The sequence below is a fragment of the Streptomyces sp. NPDC097617 genome, from assembly GCF_044761485.1.
In the GTDB taxonomy this organism is placed as follows: domain Bacteria; phylum Actinomycetota; class Actinomycetes; order Streptomycetales; family Streptomycetaceae; genus Streptomyces.
Genome location: NZ_JBIWCL010000005.1, coordinates 293,467 through 313,761 on the forward strand (window position 1 = coordinate 293,467; position 20,295 = coordinate 313,761).

At 73.1% G+C, this 20,295-nt stretch carries 16 protein-coding genes; 6 read left to right on the plus strand and 10 right to left on the minus strand.

Annotated features, from left to right (window positions below; translation table 11 throughout):
• Positions 1 to 102 precede the first annotated feature (102 nt).
• The 8 genes from ACIQZO_RS12345 to ACIQZO_RS12380 form a co-directional block, all read right to left on the minus strand.
• Positions 103 to 1,512: a hypothetical protein gene (locus ACIQZO_RS12345; RefSeq protein WP_403624080.1), complete on the minus strand. Its 1,410-nt coding sequence runs from the start codon at positions 1,510 to 1,512 to the stop codon at positions 103 to 105.
• Positions 1,513 to 1,719: 207 nt separating this feature from the next.
• Positions 1,720 to 2,718 carry an N-acetylglucosamine kinase gene (locus ACIQZO_RS12350; protein ID WP_403624083.1) on the minus strand — a complete coding sequence of 333 codons (999 nt, stop codon included), beginning with the start codon at positions 2,716 to 2,718 and terminating at the stop codon, positions 1,720 to 1,722.
• Positions 2,709 to 3,974 carry a 6-phospho-beta-glucosidase gene (locus ACIQZO_RS12355; protein WP_403624086.1) on the minus strand — a complete coding sequence of 422 codons (1,266 nt, stop codon included), beginning with the start codon at positions 3,972 to 3,974 and terminating at the stop codon, positions 2,709 to 2,711. The genes ACIQZO_RS12350 and ACIQZO_RS12355 overlap by 10 nt, the downstream gene beginning before the upstream one ends.
• Positions 3,975 to 3,979: 5 nt before the next feature.
• Positions 3,980 to 4,897: a carbohydrate ABC transporter permease gene (locus ACIQZO_RS12360; RefSeq protein ID WP_403624089.1), complete on the minus strand. Its 918-nt coding sequence runs from the start codon at positions 4,895 to 4,897 to the stop codon at positions 3,980 to 3,982.
• Positions 4,894 to 5,838, minus strand: coding sequence for a carbohydrate ABC transporter permease (locus ACIQZO_RS12365; RefSeq protein ID WP_403624092.1), 945 nt, complete (start codon positions 5,836 to 5,838; stop codon positions 4,894 to 4,896). Before ACIQZO_RS12365 ends, ACIQZO_RS12360 begins: the two co-directional genes overlap by 4 nt.
• Positions 5,839 to 5,842: 4 nt before the next feature.
• A complete protein-coding gene (locus tag ACIQZO_RS12370) occupies positions 5,843 to 7,192 on the minus strand; it encodes an ABC transporter substrate-binding protein (RefSeq protein WP_403624095.1) in 1,350 nt (449 codons plus the stop codon).
• A 100-nt stretch (positions 7,193 to 7,292) separates the two neighbouring features.
• Positions 7,293 to 8,552 (minus strand): ROK family protein, encoded by a 1,260-nt coding sequence (locus tag ACIQZO_RS12375; protein WP_403624099.1) that lies wholly within the window; start codon positions 8,550 to 8,552, stop codon positions 7,293 to 7,295.
• 170 nt (positions 8,553 to 8,722) lie between these two features.
• Positions 8,723 to 9,805 (minus strand): mechanosensitive ion channel family protein, encoded by a 1,083-nt coding sequence (locus ACIQZO_RS12380; protein ID WP_403624102.1) that lies wholly within the window; start codon positions 9,803 to 9,805, stop codon positions 8,723 to 8,725.
• A gap of 285 nt (positions 9,806 to 10,090) precedes the next feature.
• Between ACIQZO_RS12380 and ACIQZO_RS12385 the strand changes: the two genes are divergently transcribed.
• The gene (locus tag ACIQZO_RS12385; RefSeq protein WP_360892756.1) at positions 10,091 to 10,627 is read left to right on the plus strand and encodes an HNH endonuclease; all 537 of its coding nucleotides are present in this window, start codon (positions 10,091 to 10,093) and stop codon (positions 10,625 to 10,627) included.
• Between the two features lie 132 nt (positions 10,628 to 10,759).
• Here the strand turns inward: ACIQZO_RS12385 and ACIQZO_RS12390 are convergent, their stop codons facing one another.
• A complete protein-coding gene (locus tag ACIQZO_RS12390) occupies positions 10,760 to 13,750 on the minus strand; it encodes a beta-N-acetylglucosaminidase domain-containing protein (RefSeq protein ID WP_403624105.1) in 2,991 nt (996 codons plus the stop codon).
• 201 nt (positions 13,751 to 13,951) lie between these two features.
• On the opposite strand from ACIQZO_RS12390, the gene ACIQZO_RS12395 reads away from it, so the two are divergent.
• Both ACIQZO_RS12395 and ACIQZO_RS12400 read left to right on the plus strand, forming a co-directional pair.
• A complete protein-coding gene (locus tag ACIQZO_RS12395; protein WP_403624108.1) occupies positions 13,952 to 15,976 on the plus strand; it encodes a 4-alpha-glucanotransferase in 2,025 nt (674 codons plus the stop codon).
• 20 nt (positions 15,977 to 15,996) lie between these two features.
• Positions 15,997 to 16,236, plus strand: coding sequence for a hypothetical protein (locus ACIQZO_RS12400; protein WP_403624111.1), 240 nt, complete (start codon positions 15,997 to 15,999; stop codon positions 16,234 to 16,236).
• 108 nt (positions 16,237 to 16,344) lie between these two features.
• On the opposite strand, the gene ACIQZO_RS12405 is transcribed toward ACIQZO_RS12400, so the two are convergent.
• The gene (locus ACIQZO_RS12405) at positions 16,345 to 16,836 is read right to left on the minus strand and encodes a MarR family winged helix-turn-helix transcriptional regulator (RefSeq protein WP_403624114.1); all 492 of its coding nucleotides are present in this window, start codon (positions 16,834 to 16,836) and stop codon (positions 16,345 to 16,347) included.
• 105 nt (positions 16,837 to 16,941) lie between these two features.
• On the opposite strand from ACIQZO_RS12405, the gene ACIQZO_RS12410 reads away from it, so the two are divergent.
• Genes ACIQZO_RS12410 through ACIQZO_RS12420 form a run of 3 tightly spaced genes read left to right on the plus strand, consistent with a single transcriptional unit; the run spans position 16,942 to position 20,286 of the window.
• Positions 16,942 to 18,327 carry an MFS transporter gene (locus ACIQZO_RS12410; protein WP_403624117.1) on the plus strand — a complete coding sequence of 462 codons (1,386 nt, stop codon included), beginning with the start codon at positions 16,942 to 16,944 and terminating at the stop codon, positions 18,325 to 18,327.
• Between the two features lie 55 nt (positions 18,328 to 18,382).
• Entirely contained in the window at positions 18,383 to 19,315 is a 933-nt protein-coding gene (locus ACIQZO_RS12415) for an EamA family transporter (protein ID WP_403624120.1), read from the plus strand.
• Between the two features lie 50 nt (positions 19,316 to 19,365).
• Positions 19,366 to 20,286 (plus strand): DMT family transporter, encoded by a 921-nt coding sequence (locus ACIQZO_RS12420; RefSeq protein ID WP_403624123.1) that lies wholly within the window; start codon positions 19,366 to 19,368, stop codon positions 20,284 to 20,286.
• Positions 20,287 to 20,295 lie beyond the last annotated feature (9 nt).

The window sequence follows — 20,295 nt, forward strand, 5'->3', positions numbered from 1 at the left end:
GCGCGGCGCGGCGGAACCCGGACACGGCGACCGGAGCCGCCTCCGGGCCTTCGGCGTTCTCGTGACCTTCGGCGGCCCGCCTCGCTCGTATCCGCATCGCGCTCACCTGTACTCCGAAAGCCTGCGCCCGATGCCGAGCAGAGCCGCCACCGCGCCGATGACCACCAGGGCCGCGGAGCCCGTCACCAGACCGCTCAGCGCGCCGAGGCCGTCCCCGGCCGCCCGGGTGAACTCCCGCTGCTCGTGCGCGACGGCCTGCTCCAGGGAGGCGTCGACCGTGTCGAAGGCGGCGCCGCTGCTCTCCTTGTGCTTGTCGTCCCCGACGACCTGGGGCAGTGCGGCCTCGTAGTCCCCCTTCAAGTCCGCCTCCCGGGCCGCCGTGTGCCGCTGCTTCCACTGCTTCACGCCGTCCACGGCCCGGCTGACCGGGGTCCGGCCGGCTTCGTCGTCGGCCAGCTGCAGCGCGGTCGCCAGCCCCGCGTCCAACTGCTTCATGTTGTTCGTGAAGTCCACGTCGTACTTGTCGGACTTCTTGTCCTCGGCCAGTACGGCGCCCCGCGCGATCAGGGTCAGGTTCTCACCGGCCCGCGCCTGGAGGGAGGCGATCCGCGCGTCGTTGAGCACCTTCATGGACTCCTGCCCGTCCACCCGGGCCTCGTTCATCGAGGACCGTGCCACCGTTTGTCCCACGGCCAGCCACAGCAGGACCACCACCGACGCGGCCGTCGCGGCCACCAGTCCGTGGTTGAGCACCCGGTTCGTGTGCCGGTAGTTGCGCCGCTGCGTCCACAGCAGAGCGGCCACCGCGAGGAGGCCCAGACCGATCGAGGCCAGCGGCCAGGACCGGGCGTCGTCGTGGTCCGTGTAGAGCCGCTTGGTCTCCGACTCGTACAGCCGCTGCGCGGCGGGCAGCAGCTGGGTGGTCATCTGCTCGTTGGCGTAGCGGAGGTAGGCGCCGCCCAGCGGCAGGCCCTGCCGGTTGGTGGCCCTGGCCTGCTCGATCAGGCCGGTGTAGCGCGGGAGCTGCTCGCTCAGCAGGCTGATCTGCTTGCGGGAGTCCTCGTTGCCGCCGGTGTTGGCGGCCGCGCTCACCAGGAGCCTGGAGGCGTTGGCGATGTCCTTCTCGTACCGCTGGCGGACCTCGCGCGGTTCCTGGGCGCCCAGCAGGAACCCGCTGGAGGAGGTGGTGTCGGCGTCCGCGAGGGAGCGGTAGATGCTCGCCGCGTCCGCGCTCAGGGGCTGGCTGCGGCCCACCACGTCGTCGGCGGCCGCGACCCGGTCGGAGATCTCCCAGACGCTCACCGTGCCGAACAGCATGATCAGGGCGGCCAGTACCGCGCCGATGATCCGCAGCCGGCCCGGCTCGGTCGTCGCCGCCTCACGCAGCCGCTCGACGCCCTCGGCCCAGGCGGTGCCGCGCCCGGGCGGTCCGTCGGGCGGTGGCGCCGACGGCCCGGCGGGCGGCACGGAAGCGCCGCCCCCGGGTGCGGGCGCGCGTGAAGTGATCGCCACCGTGACCTCCCCCTCGGTCCTGTCGTCCCCCAGCCGACGCTGGGAGGTACCCCCTGCGCAGCAGTATGGCCGTAGTGCCGGTCGGCCACAGCACCCGGTGCTGGATCCAGGGCGATCCGTCCCCGGGGGCGCCTTTCGTCGCCCCTTCACCGTCAATACGTCCGCACGGGCGCCACGGTTCCAGACCGGAGGGCTTCCGGGGCGGGTTCACCCGAAATGGGCACGGAGTTTTTCGTACGCCCCGGGCGGGGAGCCGAGCGCGTCCAGGCCCAGCAGCCCGGCGCCCAGCACCGGGGGCGCCGTGATCACGGAGATCCGGGCGCGCGGGGCCCGTTGGGCGAGGCCCCCCGCGATCCGGTCGTTGAGCTGCGGGTGTCCGGCCGCCAGCACACTGCCGCCCAGCACCACCGGCACCTCCTGTTCCAGCAGGCCCAGGCGACCCAGTGCCACCGAGGCCATGGCCACGACCTCGTCCGCCTGCCGGTGCACCAGGGACAGCGCCACCGGGTCCCCGGCCGCCGCCACCGCGAACAGCACCGGCGTCAGCTCGTGGCGCCGCCGGGACGGGACCCGGCCCAGGTGCATCGCCTCGATCAGCGAGGCCATCGAGCCGTGGCCGAGGTGTGCCGGCAGGGCCCGGGCCAGCTCCGTCGGGCCGCCGCGGCCGTCCTCGGCCCGGGCCGCGCACCACAGGGCCTCCTCGGCGAGTCCGCCCCCGCCGCCCCAGTCGCCGGAGATCCGGCCGATGGCGGGGAAGCGTGCGGTCCGCCCGTCCGGGGTCATCCCGACGCAGTTGATGCCCGCCCCGCACACCACCGCGACACCGCACGGGTCGGCGCCCGTCGGCAGCCCGGAACGCAGCAGTGCGAAGGTGTCGTTGTGCACCGCCGTCGCACGGCCCCAGTTGCGGCCCTCGATCTCGCGCGCCAGCTCCTCCTCCTCCACCGCGAAGTCGGCGTTGGCCAGGCATGCCGAGACCCGCTCGGCCCACGGCCCGGCCGTCCGGTCGGCGCGCAGTCCGGCGTCGGCCATCGCCTCGGCGAGCACGTCGACGGCCGCGGCCACCCCCGTGCGCGGCGGCTGGAAGCCACCGGCCTGGCCTGAGCACAGCACCGAGCCGTCCGGGGCGAGGAGCGCCACGTCCGTCTTGCTGTTGCCCGCGTCGATCGCGAGCACCGAGGGGAGAGCCAAGGGGGTCACGCCCATGCCAGGTGCTCCTTGTTGTGGGCGAGCAGCCGGTCGGTCAGCCCCTCGGCCAGGTCGAACTGCCCGACCAGCGGGTGCGCGAGGAGCGCCTTGAACACCCGCTCGCGCCCGCCGCGCAGCGCCGCGTCCAGCGCGAGGTCCTCGTACGCGCTCACGTGCGAGATCAGCCCGGCGAAGAGCGGGTCCAGCCGAGGCACCGCCAGCGGAGCGGGGCCGGAGCCGTCGACGCGGGCCTGCACCTCGATCACCGCGTCGTCCGGGAGGAAGGGCAGCGTCCCCTTGTTGTACGTGTTGACCACCTGCACGGTCGGCCCGCCGTCGCCCAGCAGGGAGGCGGCCAGGTCCACGGCGGCCTCGGAGTAGAAGGCGCCGCCCCGCTTCGCCAGCAGCGCCGGCTTCTCGTCGAGCGCGGGATCTCCGTACAGGGACAGCAGTTCGCGTTCCATCGCGGCGACCTCGGCGGCCCGCGAGGGCTTGGTCCCGAGCTCCCGGACGACCTCGTCGTGGGCGTAGAAGTAGCGCAGGTAGTACGAGGGCACGACGCCGAGCCGGTCCAGCACCGCCCGCGGCAGCCGCAGGTCCCCGGCGACGCTCTCGCCGTGCTCGGCGAGCAGGCCCGCCAGCAGGTCCTCGCCGTCCGGGCCGCCCCGGCGTACGCCCAGTTCCCAGGTGAGGTGGTTGAGACCCACGTGGTCCAGGTGGATGTCGGCCGGCGCCAGGTCCAGCAGGGCCGCGAATTTCCGCTGGAGGCCGATGGCGACGTTGCACAGCCCGACCGCCTTGTGCCCGGCCCGCAGGAGGGCCCGGGTGACGATCCCGACCGGGTTGGTGAAGTCGATGATCCAGGCGTCCGGATTGGTCCGCCTGACCCGTTCGGCGATGTCGAGGACCACCGGGACGGTGCGCAGCGCCTTGGCGAGCCCGCCCGCGCCCGTGGTCTCCTGTCCGACGCAGCCGCACTCCAGCGGCCAGGTCTCGTCCTGCAGCCGGGCGGCCTGCCCGCCGATGCGCAGCTGGAGCAGGACCGCGTCCGCCCCGGCGATGCCCGCGTCGAGGTCGGAGGTGGTGGTGATGCGGCCGGGATGCCCCTGCCGGGCGAAGATCCGCCGGGCCAGGCCGCCGATCAGCTCCAGCCGGTCGGCGGCCGGGTCGATCAGTACGAGCTCGCTGACGGGCAGGGTGTCGCGAAGCCGCGCGAAGCCGTCGATCAGTTCGGGGGTGTAGGTGGAACCGCCGCCCACCACTGCGAGTTTCATCGTCGTCAGCCTTTCACGCCGGTCAGGGTGACTCCCTCGACGAACGCCTTCTGAGCGAAGAAGAAGAGGACGATCACCGGGGCCATGACCAGTACGGTCGCGGCCATGGTCAGGTTCCAGTTGGTGTGGTGCGCCCCCTTGAAGGACTCCAGTCCGTAACTGAGGGTCCAGGCGGCGGGGTTGTCGGAGGCGTAGATCTGCGGGCCGAAGTAGTCGTTCCAGGCACAGAAGAACTGGAAGAGCGCGACGGCGGCTATCCCGGGCCGGGCCATCGGCAGGACCACGCGCAGCAGGGTCCGCACCTCGCCGCAGCCGTCGACGCGGGCTGCGTCCAGGTACTCGTCGGGGATGGTCAGCAGGAACTGGCGCAGCAGGAAGATGGAGAAGGCGTCGCCGAAGGCCATCGGGATGATCAGCGGCCACAAGGTGCCCGACAGGTCGAGCTGCTTGGCCCAGAAGAGGTACATGGGGATGACCACCACCTGCGGCGGCAGCATCATCATGGCGATCACGAGCAGCAGCGAGAGCCGCCGCCCGCGGAAGCGGAACTTGGCGAGCGCGTACGCGACGGGCACGGAGGAGACCACGGTCAACAGGGTGCCGACTCCTGCGTACAGGAGCGTGTTGCGCCACCAGGTCAGGAAGCCCGGGGTGTGCCAGACCTTCGCGTAGTTGCCCCATTCCCAGGTGTGGGGCCACAGGTCGCGGGTCAGCGCCTGCCGGTCGCCCATCAGGGAGGTGAGGAGGAGGAAGACGAAGGGGAGGACGAAGAAGAGGGCGGCGGCCACGCCGAGCGAGTGCACCCCGACCCAGTGCAGTACCGCCCGGGAGGATCTCCGGGGGTTGCCGCGGCCGGGCCCGCTGCCGTTGCCGGTCCTGCTGCCGGTCCCGCTGCGCGGGCGCGTGGGTGTGCGCGTACTCATTCACCTGCTCCGATCAGACCGCCACGGCGCCGCATCAGGAGCGCGGTGAAGGCCATGGAGAGGGCGAACAGGACGAGCGCGACGACACACGCGGTGCCGTAGTCGAAGCGCTGGAACCCGAGGTTGTAGACGAGTTGGGGCAGGGTCAGCGTGGACTTGTCGGGGTAGCCGGGCTCGAACTGCTGGCCCGAGCCGCCGATCACCCCGGCCGCGACCTTCCCCGCCACCAGCGGCTGCGCGTAGTACTGCATGGCCTGGATGACCCCGGTGACCACCGCGAACATGATGATCGGCGAGATGTTGGGCAGGGTGATGTGCCGGAACCGCGCCCAGGCGCCGGCCCCGTCCAGCTCGGCCGCCTCGTACTGCTCCTTCGGTACGTCGAGCAGCGCGGCCATGAAGATGACCATCAGGTCGCCCACCCCCCACAGTGCGAGGGCGGTCAGGGCCGGCTTGGACCAGTCCGCGTCGGTGAACCAGCCGGGGGTGGGCAGTCCCACCGCGTCCAGCACGGTGTTGACGGGCCCGGTGCCCGGGTTGAGCAGGAAGACGAAGGCCAGGGTCGCGGCGACCGGCGGGGCCAGGTAGGGCAGGTAGAACAGGGTGCGGAAGATCCCGGTCCCCGTCTTGATCTTCGTGATGAGCAGGCCGATGCCGAGACCGAAGGCGACCCGGCAGGTCACCATCACCAGGACCAGCCAGAGCGTGTTGCGCATCGCCGGCCAGAACAGCGGATAGTCCGTGAAGACGTAGCTCCAGTTGTCCAGGCCGTTGAAGGCGGGCTGCCGGAAGCCGTCGTAGCGCGTGAAGGAGAAGTACAGGGTGGACAGCAGCGGGTAGACGAAGAAGACCGAGAAGCCGATCAGCCAGGGGGACATGAAGGCCGCGGTCCGCAGGGCGGAGCGCCGCCGCTTCGACCGCAGGGGGCGGGTTGCGGGCATCGGGCTACTTCGCCTTCGCGATGTCCGTGTCGATCTGCTGGTCGGTCGTGGCGAGACCGGCCGGGATGTCGGCGACATCGCCCTTCTCGACGGCGTACGCGAAGTCGGTGAAGGTCAGCTGGTAGGTGCCGCCGTCGGCCTTGGCCGGGGTGGTGCCGGACTTCGGGTGCCGGGCGATGTCGAGGAAGGTCTTGAACTCCGGCGTCACCCGGAGGTCCGGGGACTCCAGCGCGGCGAGCGTGGAGGGCACGTTGTGGATGGCGTTGGCGAAGGCCACCACCGCCTCGGTGTCCGTGGTCATGTACTTGACCAGCTCCCAGGCGGCATTCTGCTTCGCGCTGCCCGCGGCGATGCCCATGATCGTGCCGGAGAGGTAGCCCTTGCCGTAGTCGGCGGCCTGCTCGTCGGGGACGGGCAGCGGCGCGGTGCCGATCTCGAAGGTGACGCCGGCCTCCTTGGCCATCGGGGCGCGCCACTCGCCGTCGATCTGCATGGCCACCTGGCCGGTGTGGAAGGGGTGTTCGGAACCCCATTCGTCACCGAAGGTGTTGCGGAACCGCTCCAGCTTCTCGTAGCCGCCGAGCTTCGCCACCAGGTCCTTCTGCGCGGTCAGCATCTTCGCGAAGGCAGGGTCCTTCGCCAGGTTGGAGGCGCCGTCGGCGCCGAAGTAGGTGGGGCTCCACTGGGCGGCGAGCCGCATGGGGGTGGTCTCGTAGCCGTGGAAGGTGGGCATGAGGCCGAGCTGCTCGTACGAGTCCCCCGACGCATCCGGCTTGGTCAGCTTCTGCGCGACCTCGACGAACTGGCTCCAGGTCTTGGGGGGTTCGTTGATGCCGGCGGCCGCGAACGCGGTTTTGTTGTAGACGAGGCCGTAGGCGTCGTTGAGCAGCGGCAGCGTGCACTGGTTGCCGTTGAACTCCGTGTACTCCAGCAGGGTCTTGGGGAAGACCTTCGTCTTGTCCACCCCGGATTTCTCGAGGAAGGGGTTCAGGTCGGCGAAGGCGCGGGAGTTGCAGAACTTGCCCACGCTGTCGGTGGTGAAGGAGGAGACCACGTCGGGGGCCTTGTCCCCGCCGGCCCGCAGCGCCTGGTTGATCTTGTCGTCGGTCATGTTGCCGGTGACCTTGACCTTGATGTTCGGGTGCGCCTTCTCGAAGCGGGCGATGTTGTCCTCGATCGCCTTGGCCTCGCTCGGCGCGGACCAGCCGTGCCAGAAGTTGAGGGTGACGTCCGCCTTCGGGTCGTCGGAGGCGGTGTCCGCGCTCTGGCCGGTACAGGCCGTGGCGAGGGCGGATATCGCCGCGAGGAGGGCGGTCGCGGTGGTCAGGCGACGGGTGCGTCCGAATCTGGGCATGGCGGGGCTCGCTCTCTGCGGGAGGAACTTCCGTGGGGGGTGCCGATGGGGGAGGCGGTACGGGGATGGGGCGGTACGGGGGCGGCGGCGCGGGGTGCGGTCAGCCGGAGGTGTCGAACACTTCGTCCCGGGTGGCGGCCAGCGCGCTCTCCAGCGCGCCGTGCAGGACCGGCCGCTCCCGCACCTCACCGGGAACCAGCCGGGGCCGGGAGGGCGCCAGTTCGGCGAGTTCGGCCTCCAGCAGGGCGCGCAGCGGCTCGCCGCCGGCGCTGATGGCGGCCCCGGACAGGACCACGATCTCCGGGTCCAGCACGGCGACGACCGAGGCGAGACCGGTGGCCAGCGCGGTCGCGTACGACTGGAGGAAGCGCAGGTGGGCCCCCTCGGGCGCGGCGGCGGCCCGCGCGAGCAGGGCGACCGCGGCGGCCACCTCCGGGCCGTGCGGGGCGCCGGACGCGGCGGGTCCCGGGGGTGCGGGTGCATCGTGCGCGGGTGAGTCGGGAGCCGGCGGGGGCTCGACGCCCAGTTCCGCGGCGAGCCGGGGCAGTCCCTCCACTCCGGCCAGCTCCTGGTACCCGCCGGAGTTGGCCCGGGTGACCTGCCGGACCAGCGGGCGGCCGGGGACGGGCAGGAAGCCCACCTCGCCCGCGCCGCCGGTCCAGCCGCGGTGCAGCCGGCCGCCCAGCACCAGCGCGGCGCCGAGGCCCTCCTCGTTCCACAGCAGGACGAAGTCCTCGTGGCCGCGGGCGGCGCCGAGCCGCTGTTCGGCGACGGCGGCGAGATTGACGTCGTTCTCGTACTCGACGGGCATCGGCAGGGCCGCCGCCAGGTCCTCCAGGAGGGTGGGGGAGTGCCAGCCGGGGAGGTGACTGGCGTACCGCAGCCGGCCGGTCTGCGGGTCGAAGGCGCCCGGGGTGCCGATGACCACCCGGCGCAGGTCGGAGCGGTGCAGCCCGGCGGCCTTGACGGCCTCCCCGAGGGCCTCGGTCACCTGGTCGACGGCCTCCGCGCCCTCGGTGTAGGGGACCTCGTGGGTGGCGATCACCGTGCCGGTGAGGTCGGCGACGGCCGCCAGCACCCGCTCGGGGGTGACATCGAGGCCGCCCACGTACGCGGCCCGCGGGTTGATCGCGTAGAGCTGGGCACTGGGGCCGGGGCGGCCGCCGTCCGTACCGGTGGCGACGACGAGTCCGACCGCTTCCAGGCGGGCCAGCAGCTGGGAGGCGGTGGGCTTGGACAGCCCGGTCAGGTGCCCGATACGGGTCCGGGACAGCGGGCCGTGCGTCAGCAGGAGTTCGAGTGCGGCCCGGTCGTTCATGGCGCGCAACAGGCTGGGCGTTCCGGGCGTGGCGGCGGGCATCGAGCGGCTCTCCCTCACCGAGGTGATCTGTTAGGTAAGTTTCCTATCACCTGTTGAACTGTGTCAATGCCGCTGCCCCGCAGGCTGTGTCCTTTCGGGAACGGCCTGCGGGGCAGCGGGGGTGAGCGGGGCCCGTGCGACCTGTGGTCGCCGCGGGGGCCACGTGGTGGCTACTTGGTGATCCGCGGGCCGGCCGGCGGCGGGATCGGGGCGGTGGCCAGCGACTGCGGGGAGGCCGGGTTCGCCAGCGCGGACGGCGCGGCGAACGCGACCGACGGGTCCGCGGGGGCCTCCTCGTCCTCCTCGGCGGCCGGCATGCCGCCGATGATCCGGATGCCCGCGGCGTCGAAGGCCTCCTTGATCCGCCAGCGCAGCTCCCGCTCCACCGCGAACTGCTGGCCGGGCATGGTCTTGGCGGACACCCTCACGGTCATCGAGGCGAGCAGCACCTCGTCCAGGCCCAGAACCTCCACCGGACCCCACAGACGCTCGTCCCACGGGGACTCCTTCGCCATGGAGTCGGCGACCTCCTTGACCACCTCGCGGATCTTCGACAGGTTTTCCGAAGGCTTGACCTGTACGTCCACGCCCGCGGTGGCCCAGCCCTGGCTGAGGTTGCCGATGCGCTTGATCTCGCCGTTGCGGACGTACCAGATCTCACCGTTGTCGCCGCGGAGCTTGGTCACCCGCAGTCCGACCTCTATGACCTCGCCCGAGGCCACGCCCGCGTCGATCTTGTCCCCGACGCCGTACTGGTCCTCCATGATCATGAAGACGCCGGACAGGAAGTCCGTCACCAGGTTCCGGGCGCCGAAACCGATCGCCACACCGGCCACACCGGCACTCGCCAGCAGCGGGGCCAGATCGATCTTCAGCGCGGCCAGGACCATCAGCGCGGCCGTGCCGAGGATCAGGAACGAAGCCACCGACCGGAGCACCGAGCCGATCGCCTCCGAACGCTGGCGCCGCCGCTCGGCGTTGACCAGCAGGCCGCCCAGCGCGGTGCCCTCCACCGCCTCGGCGCTGGTGTTCATCCGGCTTATGAGCTTGGTGAGGGCCTTGCGGACCGCCGAGCGGATCACCGCCGCTATCACGACGATCAGCAGGATCCGCAGACCGATGCTCAGCCAGGTGGCCCAGTTCTGCTCGATGAAGCTGGCGGCCTCGTTGACGCTGTCCTGCGCCTCCTTGACCGATGCGGGCGCGTCCGGAACTTCGGCTGCCAGCGGCAGCAGAGCGGCGGGCCAGGGCACGACGGGAACCTCCAGGTATAGCGGTCTGCCCGCGGAACCGGGGGTACCCCCGGAGGGAACCGGGGGTATGCGGGGCAGACCAACCACACTAACGGGGCAATCCCTTCACCTTGGCGCCGTGTTCGAGGGAGAGACCAGACTCACCTGGGGATGACTGACTGTGGTTGAAAACACCTCGGACCCGTTACGGGCGCGTGGTGGCGTTTCGACCAGCCGTAAGGAGAGACTGGAGAGCAGATCGTCCCGGCGCGAGCCACGCGCCGCCGGCGTACAAGGAGGCAGTCCGTGCCGCACGTCCTGGTCCTCAACGCGTCGTACGAGCCCCTCGGCGTCGTACCGCTCCGCCGCGCGCTCGTCCTCGTCCTGGAGAACAAAGCGGTCTCCCTGGAAGAATCCGGCGCCTATCTGCACAGCGCGACAAGGGTCGTCCCCGCGCCCAGCGTGGTACGGCTCAAGCGCTTCGTGCGGGTCCCCTACCGGGGGCCCGTTCCACTCACCCGGCGCGCCCTGTTCGCGCGGGACGGCGGTCGCTGCATGTACTGCGGCGCCGTCGCCACCAGCGTCGACCATGTCATCCCGCGCAGCCGGGGCGGACAGCACGCCTGGGACAACGTCGTCGCCGCCTGCCGCCGCTGCAACCACGTCAAGGCCGACCGGCACCTTCTGGAACTCGGCTGGCGGCTGCGGCACCAGCCGGCGCCGCCGTCGGGGCTGGCGTGGCGGATCATCGGCACGGGGCACCGGGATCCGCGGTGGATGCCGTACCTCCAGCCGTACGGGGCGCAGGACGCGCTGGAGCGGATCGGGGTCGCCGCGTCCTAGCGCTCGCGGGGCCGCCGGTTCCCTGCGGGGTTGCGCCCCCGTCGGGTACCTGCGGCCCCGGCCTCCCGGGGCTCCGCCCCGGACCCCGCGCCTCAAACGCCGGCGGGGCTGGAAGAGGCGGCGGGGCTGGGTTTACGGGGTGACTCCGTAGGCCTCTGCCGACCAGAGGGAGCAGCCGTAGCGGGTCGCGCGGGTTTCGCACGTGACGCGGAGGAAACGGGTGTCCGGGGCGTCCAGGCGGAGGGACTCGCGGCCACCGCGGGAGGCGGAGACGGCCGCCCCCGGCCGCCAGGTCACCCCGTCCGCGGAGGTCTCCACCCGGTACGCCGAGGGGTACGCGTCCTGCCAGTGCAGCTCCACCCGGCCCACCCGCGCCGGGGCGCGCAGCTCGGCCTGCCACCACGCACCGTCCACCGCCGGTGACGACCAGCGCGTGGTCGCCGAGCCGTCCACCGCCGCCGGGGCCGGGAAGTCGGCGGTCTCGTTCGCCGAGGAGGTCGCCTTCGCGGTGCGCAGCAGATCCGGGCCGCCGGTCCGGGCCACCGCACGCACGGTCAGGGTGCGTGACTCCCCGTCAAAGGTCACCGGTACCCGGTAGCTGCCCGGCGCGGTGCCCGCGGCGACGCTGACCTCCAGCGGGATCGACGCCTGGCCGCCGCGCGGCACCACCGCGAGCTGCGGCAGGCGGACCTCGATGCCCGCCGGCGGCCGCGCCGACAGCGGCCCGCGGACCTCGCCCGGGCCCAGGGCGGACAGCTGCGCCGAGACCCGCTGCGCGGCTCCGCCGATCTCGGCGGCGGTCGCGGCCCCGTCCGCCAGCTCGAAGCGGGCCCGCGGGCCGTCCGCGAACCAGGGGACCACCTGGTGCACCGCCGGCGCCGATTCGGCCCCGGCCCAGGACAGGCGTACCGCGTCCGTGCTCAGCCCGGCCGTGTCCACCTGGGTCCAGCCCGTTGCGGCGGCGTCGGCGACCTTGCGCCAGCCCTCGCCGGGTACGTGGGCCTCCACCACGGCGCCCCGCGCCCCCTGCGGGAGCGGTTCCGTCATCACCGTCACCGCCGACACCGGACGCGGGGCGTTCAGTCGTACGGTCCAGGCCCCGGCCTCCTTGGTGACCGTGCCGGTCCTGCGGCTGGCCCCGGTCCAGGCGTCGGCCTCCGCCGTCGCCTGCGCCAGGAAGGGGTCCAGGACGGCCTTGTCCACGCGGGCCTCGCCCTGTTGCGCCAGCGCCTCGCGGGCCGCGGCCAGGGCGCGGGAGGCCTGCCAGGCGGCTGCCCCGTCCCCGCGGGCCTGGGCCTGCAGGACGTCCACGGCCAGCTCGCCCGCCGTTCCGTAGCGCGCCAGGCGCTCCAGCCAGGGTCCGGCCTCGCCGGACAGGGCCGGCAGCCGGCCCGGGGCCTCGCGCAGTACGGTGAACGCCTTGCGCAGCGCGGTCCCGGCCGCCGGATCGCCCGCGGCGCGGGCCCGCCAGAACTGCTCGACCAGCGGCTTCAGGTACGCCGACTCCTCCTGCCCCAGGCCCGAGGACGCGGTGTTCCCGGCCAGCGCCGCCACCGCCTCGCGGGTGCGCGGGTCGGCGCCCGCCAGGTCGCGCACCGCGGCGGCCCAGGACTCGCCGGCCCGGTAGCCGCGCGGGTTCCACGCGAAGTCCGCCGCCGTGAACAGCGGGATCCGCGACAGGGTGCCCTGCGGCATGGCGTTGGCCAGCAGCGCCGCCGAACCGCCCGCCACCACCGGATCGCGGCCCGCGTACGGGCCGAGGAAGATCCGGCCCGGGTCCCAGTCGTTCACCGGGTAGTTGTCCATGGTGATCAGCCGGTGTCCGAGGGCGGAGCGCGCCCCGGCCAGGTCCTTGCCGGAGATCGTGGGCGGCACCACGCCCACGCCCGTCCAGGCCACCTCCACCCGCGGGTCCAGCGCACCCGCCAGGGCGGTCCGGTAGGCGGTGGCGCCCTCCTGGTAGAACTCCGTCGGCAGCAGGGACAGCGCGGGCGCCCCCGGATAACGGGCGGCCAGGTGCGCCGCCACCCGCCCCGCGACCTCCGCGTGCGCCTTCGCGGCCGCCGCCGGACCCTTCCCGTACCGGTCCCGGTCGGCCTTGCAGCCCCACTCGGTGTAGCTGACGTCCTGGAATTGCACCTGGAAGGCGCGGAAGCCGAGGTCCCACATCGCGTCCAGCTTGCGGGTGAGCGCCGCCCGGTCGGCCTCCGAGGACAGGCACATCGACTGCCCGGGCGTCACCGCCCAGGCCAGGACTATCCGGTTGGCGCGGGCCCGTTCGGCCAGCGCGTGGAACTCCTCCTGCTGCTCCCGCGGGTAGTCCTGGCGCCAGGCCGTCGTGCGGTAGGGGTCGTCGCCGGGCGCGATCAGCAGCCGGTTCTGCTTGGTGCGGCCCATGAAGTCCAGCTGCGCAAGGCGCTGTTCCCGCGTCCACGGCTGCCCGTAGAAGCCCTCGGTGATCCCGCGCACCGGGGCCGCGGGCCAGTCCCGCACCAGGACCCCGGGTACCTTCCCGCCGCCCGCCGCGAGCACCTGCCGCAACGTCTGCGCCGCGTGGAACAGGCCCGACTCCCCGACCCCGGACAGCGCGATCGTGTCCCGGCCGTCGTGGCGCCCCACGGCCAGCCGGTAGCCCCCGCCCGGCAGGTCGGACGGTGCGGTCGCGCCCAGTGCCCGCAGCGCCTGCTCCGCGCCCGGGTCCTGGAGCCGTACGAGCGTGCCGCGCGCGGGGAGCGGCGCCCCGGGGGCCGGCTCGCGGAGCGTGCGCACGCCCGCCGCGCGCAGGGCGTCCCGCACCACTTGGACCGCGTACGGATCCGCGTCGGCCGGCGCGAGGAGTACGGCCTCGGCCCCCAGCGGCAGCTCGCGCGCGGGATCGGCGGTCATCGACTGCGGCCGGGGCCATACGGCCGGGCCCTCGGAGGCGGCCCGGGGCGTATCGGCGCCGGGGTCCAGCGGGGGTCCTCCGACGGCGACCCCGGTGGCCGGTACGCGCGCCGGTCCGGTCGGCACGGAGGGCGCCGCGAGGCTCCCGGGTGGCGCGGAGGCCACCGCGCCGCCCAGCAGCGTGCCGATCACCGCCACGGCGGCGGCGGTGGCCCGCTTCCTGCCCCTGAGCTGCACAGAGCCTCCTCGTCGCGAGACGTCCCCCGCTCGTACGAATGAGCTTGAGCCCACCATCCGCGCGGCTGGAGTGTCAATGCGAGAGGGTGATCTGCCCCGGATGTGCCAGGAATGCGGTGCCTCCGAGTGGGTATGGACGCGGTGTTCACCGGCGGCGTCCGACCCCCGTGCACCACTCTTCTGACACATCCTCATGCCCTCATGCCCACACGCACGAAGGAGCGCCCGCAGATGGACGACCTGGCCCGGCTCGCCGCCCAGTACGGCGTCGCCACCGACTACCGGCCCGCCGCCGACGTCACCGTCCCGGTGCCGGAGGCCACCGTCAAGACGGTCCTCGGGCTACTGGGGGTGGTCACCGGCGACGCGACAAGCATCCGGGTGCGCGCCGAGGCCGCTGTGCGGGAGGCCGCCGGACGGCTGCTGCCGCCCACGGTGGTGCTCTGGCAGGGGGAGCCGGTGGCCCCGGAACCCGCCGGACTGCCGCCGGGCACCGTGGTGAGGGTGGTGGAGGAGGAGAGCGGGGCGGAGCTCGCGTGGGGCCCGGGACTGCCCCTCGGCGTCCACCGGCTCACCGCCGAGGCGCCCGACGGGCGCACCGCCGAGGCCACCCTGGTGGTCGCCCCGGAGCGCGCCCCGGCCGCACCCGAGCGGGCCCACGGGCTGCTCGTCCAGCTCTACTCCCTGCTCTCCGAGCGCTCCTGGGGCATGGGCGACCTCGGTGACCTCGCGGAACTCGCCCGCTGGGCGGGCCGCACCCACGGCGCCGGATTCATCCAGGTCAACCCGCTGCACGCGGCCGTCCCCGGGGTCCCGACCGACCCCTCCCCGTACCGGCCCTCCTCGCGGCGCTTCCCGGACCCCGTGCACTTGGCGATCGAGGACGTCCCCGAGTACGCCGACTGCCCCGACCGCGAGGCCCTCGACGCGCTCGCCTCACGCGGCGGGGAACTGCGCCGCCAGGTCCTCGAGAAGGGTGCGCTGATCGACCGGGACGCCGTCTGGGAGCTCAAGCGGTCCGCCCTGGAGCTGCTGTACGCCGTCCCGCGCACCCCCGAACGCCAGGCCGCCTACGAGGAGTTCCGCGCCGACCAGGGCCCCTCGCTGGACACCCACGCGCTCTGGTGCGCGGCCGCGGCCGGCGAGGACCCCCGGGAGCGGGCCGACTTCCACCGCTGGCTGGTCTGGCTGACGGACACCCAGCTCGCGGCCGCCCAGCGGGCGGCCCGGGCCGCGGGCATGTCCGTGGGCATCGTGCACGACCTCGCCGTCGGGGTGCACCCGGAGGGCTCCGACGCGCAGACCGGCTCCTTCCACGCCCGGCACATCTCGGTGGGCGCGCCGCCGGACGCCTTCAACGCCCGCGGCCAGGACTGGGGGCTGCCCCCGTGGCGCCCGGACGTCCTGGCCGCCACCGGCTACGCCCCCTTCCGGTCCCTGCTGCGCGGGGTGTTCCGCTATGCGGGCGCCCTGCGGATCGACCATGTGATGGGGCTGTTCCGGCTCTGGTGGATCCCGGAGGGGACCCCGCCCGCCGAGGGTGCCTACGTCAGCTACGACGGCGAGGCCATGCTGGCGATCCTGGTCCTGGAGGCCCACCGGGCGGGCGCGCCGGTCATCGGCGAGGACCTCGGGACGGTGGAGCCGCGGGTCCGTCAGGAGCTGGCCCGGCGCGGGGTGCTCGGCACCTCGGTGCTCTGGTTCGAGCGGGACTGGGACGGCGGCGGGCGCCCGCTCGCCCCGCAGGCCTGGCGGGCCGACTGCCTGGCCACCGTCACCACCCACGACCTGCCGCCCACGGCCGCCAAACTCGCCGGGGGCCATGTGGAACTGCGCGACCGGCTCGGCCTGCTGACCCGGCCGGCCGAGCTGGAGCGGGCCGAGGACGCCGCCGACACCGCCGAGTGGCTGGAGCTGCTGGACGGGCTGGGGCTGGACACCAAGGGCGAGGAGGCCGCCGTACGCGCCCTGTACACCTTCCTGCTGCGTACCCCGGCGCGGCTGGTCGGCGTATGGCTGCCGGACGCGGTGGGGGACCGGCGGCCCCAGAACCTGCCGGGCACCTGGGACCAGTACCCCAATTGGCGGCTGCCGGTCGCCGATGCCGGGGGGCGGCCGCTGGCGCTGGAGGAACTGGTGTCCTCGCCCCGGGCGAACGCCCTGCTGGGCGCGGTGGGGGAGGGCGTGCGAACCCGTACGGCACCCCCGGGCGCGCGCCCCGTTTAGGTGTTCGCTACGTTTGCACCGTGGACAAGAAGAACGCTCTGCGCGCCGGCGCCGTCACGGCCGGAACCGCGCTGATGATGCTGCTGATGACGTCTCCCGCCCTCGCGCTCACCCGCGACGACGGTGACGACCCGGGCCCGGGCCTGAGCATTGGCGAGACGGTCGGCCTGTACGTGGTCGCGCCCCTCGTGATTTTCCTGGTCATCGTGGGTCTCGTGATGGTCCTCGACAAGTCGGACAGGCCGCAGAAGCAGGCCTGAGCCGGTCCGGCCCCACGGGGTCGGGACCACTGACCTTCCCGGGCGCCGGGGGTCCGTACCGCCGAATTCACCCGGCCGTACGTCGACCCCTGGCGCCTTGTCATGTCCTCAGAGGCCGGCCAGCACCTTGCGGAGCAGGCCGGTCAGCTGGGCGACCTCGTCGTCCGACAGCCCGGTGAGCCCGGCGCGCTGCACTTCCAGCCCGGCCGTGACCGCCTCGTCGATGAGCGCGAGGCCACGCTCGGTGATCGTCACCTGGAGCCCCCGCCGGTCGTGCGGATCGGGCTTACGCACGAGCAGCCCGGCCTTCTCCAGCTTGTCCAGCCGCCCGGTCATACCGCCCGTGGTGAGCATGAGGGTGGCCGAGAGCTGGCGCGGCGAGAGCGTGTAGGGCTCGCCCGACCTGCGCAGCGTGGCCACGACGTCGAACTCGCCGCGCGAGATGCCGAAGCGCGAGTAGCACTGCTCCGTCGCGTCGCCCATGGCCTTGGCGATCCGGTAGATGCGTCCGAAGAGGGCCATGGGAGCCGTCTCCAGGTCGGGGCGCACCGCGAACCACTGGGCCGTGATCGCGTCCACCGCGTCCTTGTCGTCACTCATGGGTGCAGTATCCGGCTTCCTCAGGATCGTTCGCAAGAAAGTTGCTTGACGATAAGTAGCTTAGCGGTAAGCTACTTACCAGCAACCGAGTCCGGGGGAGAGGTCATGGCCGTGTTCCTGAGGAAGACAGTCGCGTCGGAGGAGGCGAAGGTCGCGGGGGAGCGGTCGCTGCTTCTCGGCATCGGCATCAGCGCGGTCGGGATCGGTATGTACGTCCCGTTCTCGCTGGTCTTCTTCCACCACGTCACCGGCCTCTCCCTCACCCTCGTCGGCCTGGTCATGACGGTCACCGGGCTGGCCGGACTGGCGTTCATGCCGCTGGCCGGCTCGGCCGTCGACCGGTTCGGGGCCAAGCGGGTCAACCTGGTGCTCTACGGGATACGGGCGCTCGGCTTCGCCCTCTACCCCTTCGCGAGCTCCCTGCCCGCCTTCGCGGCCGTCGCCCTCGTCACCGCGCTCGCCGACCGCTCCTTCGCCGTCGTCCAGCAGTCCCTGATCGGCGAGGTGGCCCGGGGCGCCGCACGCGACCGGCTCCAGGCCTCCACCCGGGCCCTGCAGAACGCCGGGATGGGCGCGGGCGCCCTGCTCGTGTCCGGGGTGCTGGCGCTGTGGGGCACCGGCGGGTTCACGTACACCGCCTGGGGCAATGCCCTGGCCTTCGCCCTCGCCGGACTGCTCGTCAGCCGGGTCCGCGCGGTCCGCACGCCGGGTACGGTCGGCGCGGCAGGGGCGGCCGGCGCCTCGCAGGCCGGATCCGCCGGGTACCGGACGGTGCTGCGCGACCGCCCCTTCCTCGGGCTCACCGCCGCCAACTTCCTCACCGCGCTGGGCTACTCCGCCCTCTCCGTCCTCTTCCCGCTCTACCTCGCCTCCTGGCTGAAGGCCCCCGACTTCCTCACCGGAGCCGCCTTCACCGTCAACACCGTGCTGTGCGCCGGGATCGGCGTACTGATCGCGGGCCGGGTCCGCCGCTCCGGCGCCCGCCGCACCCGCTCGGCCGCCCTCGGCGCCCTGCTCTTCGCCGCCGCCTTCACCGGGCAGATCGTGCTGGGCACCCTGCGGCCCGGGCAGACCGTCACCCTGGTCGCCCTGCTGGCCATCGTCGTCGTCTACACCCTCGGCGAACTCGTGCACAGCCCCTCCGGCGGCGCCCTGTCGGTCTCCGCCGCCCCCGAGCCGGTCCGCGGCCGCTACCTGGCCACCTACCAGCTGTCCTACTCGCTGGCCGCTGCCCTCGCTCCCTCCCTCTTCACCGCCCTGCTCGCCGTCGACGGCCGCCTGCCCTGGGCCGTCCTGACCGTCGCCGCCCTCGGTGCCGCCCTGGCGCTGCTCCGGCTGGAGCGGCACCTGCCGGCCGAGGCCGTGCACGCCGAGCCGCCGGTGGTCATCAAGGCCGGCGCCGCGCCGACCACCGCGCCGACCACCGCGCCGACCGCCGCGCCGACCACCGCGCCGGCCACCGAGGCGGCCGCGGTGAGCGCCGCCGCCTGAGGCCGCCGCCGCTCCTGCCACCCGCTCGCCACACCCACTCGAGGAGCCACCCACAGTGAAGCGTTTAGCCACTGTCACCCTGACCGCTCTCGCCCCCATCTCCTGGGGTTCGACCTACGCCGTGGCCACCGAGCTGCTGCCGCCCGACCGGCCGCTGTTCACCGGTGTCATGCGGGCCCTGCCCGCGGGTCTGCTGCTGACCGCCCTCGCCCGCACCCTGCCCAAGGGCCAGTGGTGGTGGAAGTCCGCCGTCCTCGGCATCCTCAACATCGGCGCCTTCTTCCCCCTGCTGTTCCTCTCCGCCTACCGGCTCCCCGGCGGGGTCGCGGCCGTACTGGGCGCCGCCGGCCCGCTGTTCGTCGTAGGACTGGCCGCGCTCGTCCTCGGGGAACGGGCGAGCCTGCGCACCGTACTGGCCGCCGTCGTGGGGGCGTTCGGCGTCAGCATGGTCGTCCTCACCGCCGAGGCGCAGCTCGACGCGGTCGGCGTGGCAGCCGGTGTGATCTCCTCCGCCTCGATGGCTGCGGGCACCGTGATGACCAAGCGCTGGGGCCGCCCGGAGGGCGTGGGCCCGCTGGCGATGACCGGCTGGCAGCTCACCGCGGGCGGACTGTTCATCATTCCGCTCGCGGCCCTCGTCGAGGGAGCTCCGCCCGAGCTCGACGGCAAGGCCCTCCTCGGCTACGGCTACATGATGCTGATCAACACCGGTATCGCGTACTGGCTCTGGTTCCGCGGCATCGGAGCCCTCAACGCCACCTCGGTCACCCTGCTCGGCCCGCTCTCCCCGCTCACCGCCGCCGTCATCGGCTGGGCCGCTCTCGGGCAGGCGCTGTCGCCCGTGCAGATCGTCGGGATGGCGATCACCTTCGGGGCCACCGTCGCCGGGCAGCTGGCGGTCGCCCGCACTGCCAAACCGTTCAGTTCTCCTGAAAAGAACGATCAGAACATTTCGATAGACCTGATGGATGAAGGGGTGCGACGGTAGGTCGCACGCACCGCCCGCCGACTCCGAGGAGCAGACCCACAGTGGCCGTCATGGACCGCGCCCGTACCGTCCCGCAGACCGAGCCCGGCAGCACCGGAAAGAAGGGTGCCGCCGGGCTCGGCGTGCTGCTCGCACTGCTCGCGACGGTCGTCTGGTCCGGCAGCTTCGTCGCCACCCGGGGTATGGCCGAGACCGTCCCGCCCGTCCAGGCAGTCTTCTGGCGCTGGATCATCGCCCTGCTGGCCGTGGCCCCCTTCGCCGCGCGGCAGACCTGGCGGCAGCGGGCCCTGATCCGGCGCCACCTCGGATTCATCGCCCTCGCCTCGCTCTTCGGCGTCACCCTCTACAACACGCTCGTGCACCAGGCCGGTCTGACCACCTCCGCCTCCAACATGGGCATGATCATGGCCGCCTCGCCCGTCATCATGGCGCTCTACGCCCGCCTCGGCGGCGAACGGCTCGGACCCCGGCGGACCTCCGGCCTCCTGCTCGCCGCCCTCGGGGTGCTGCTGCTCGTCGGGGACGGCTCGATCGGCCTCGACCTCGGCGCCGGAGACCTGTGGATGTTCGCCGCCGCCCTCTCCTTCGCCACGTACAGCGCCCTGCTGCGGCGCAAGCCCGCCGAACTCGGCGGACTCGCCTTCCTGATCACCACGTTCGCGCTCGGCGCGCTGATGCTGGCACCCGCCTACGCCGTCTCCGTCTCCGTCCAGGGCGGCTTCGAGATCACCCCCGGGACGGTCGGACCGCTGCTGTACATCGGCGTGTTCTCCTCCGCCATCGCCTTCTTCGCCTGGAACAAGGCCGTCTCGATGATCGGGGCGGCCCGTGCGGGAGTCGTCTACTACCTCCAGCCGGTCTGCGTGGCCGGGCTCGGCCTCCTGCTGCTGGGCGAGCGGACCGGACCGGCGCAGCTGCTCTGCATGGCGCTGATCCTCGGAGGGGTCGGGCTGGGGAGTGCCCGGCGGTAGGTTCGGGCC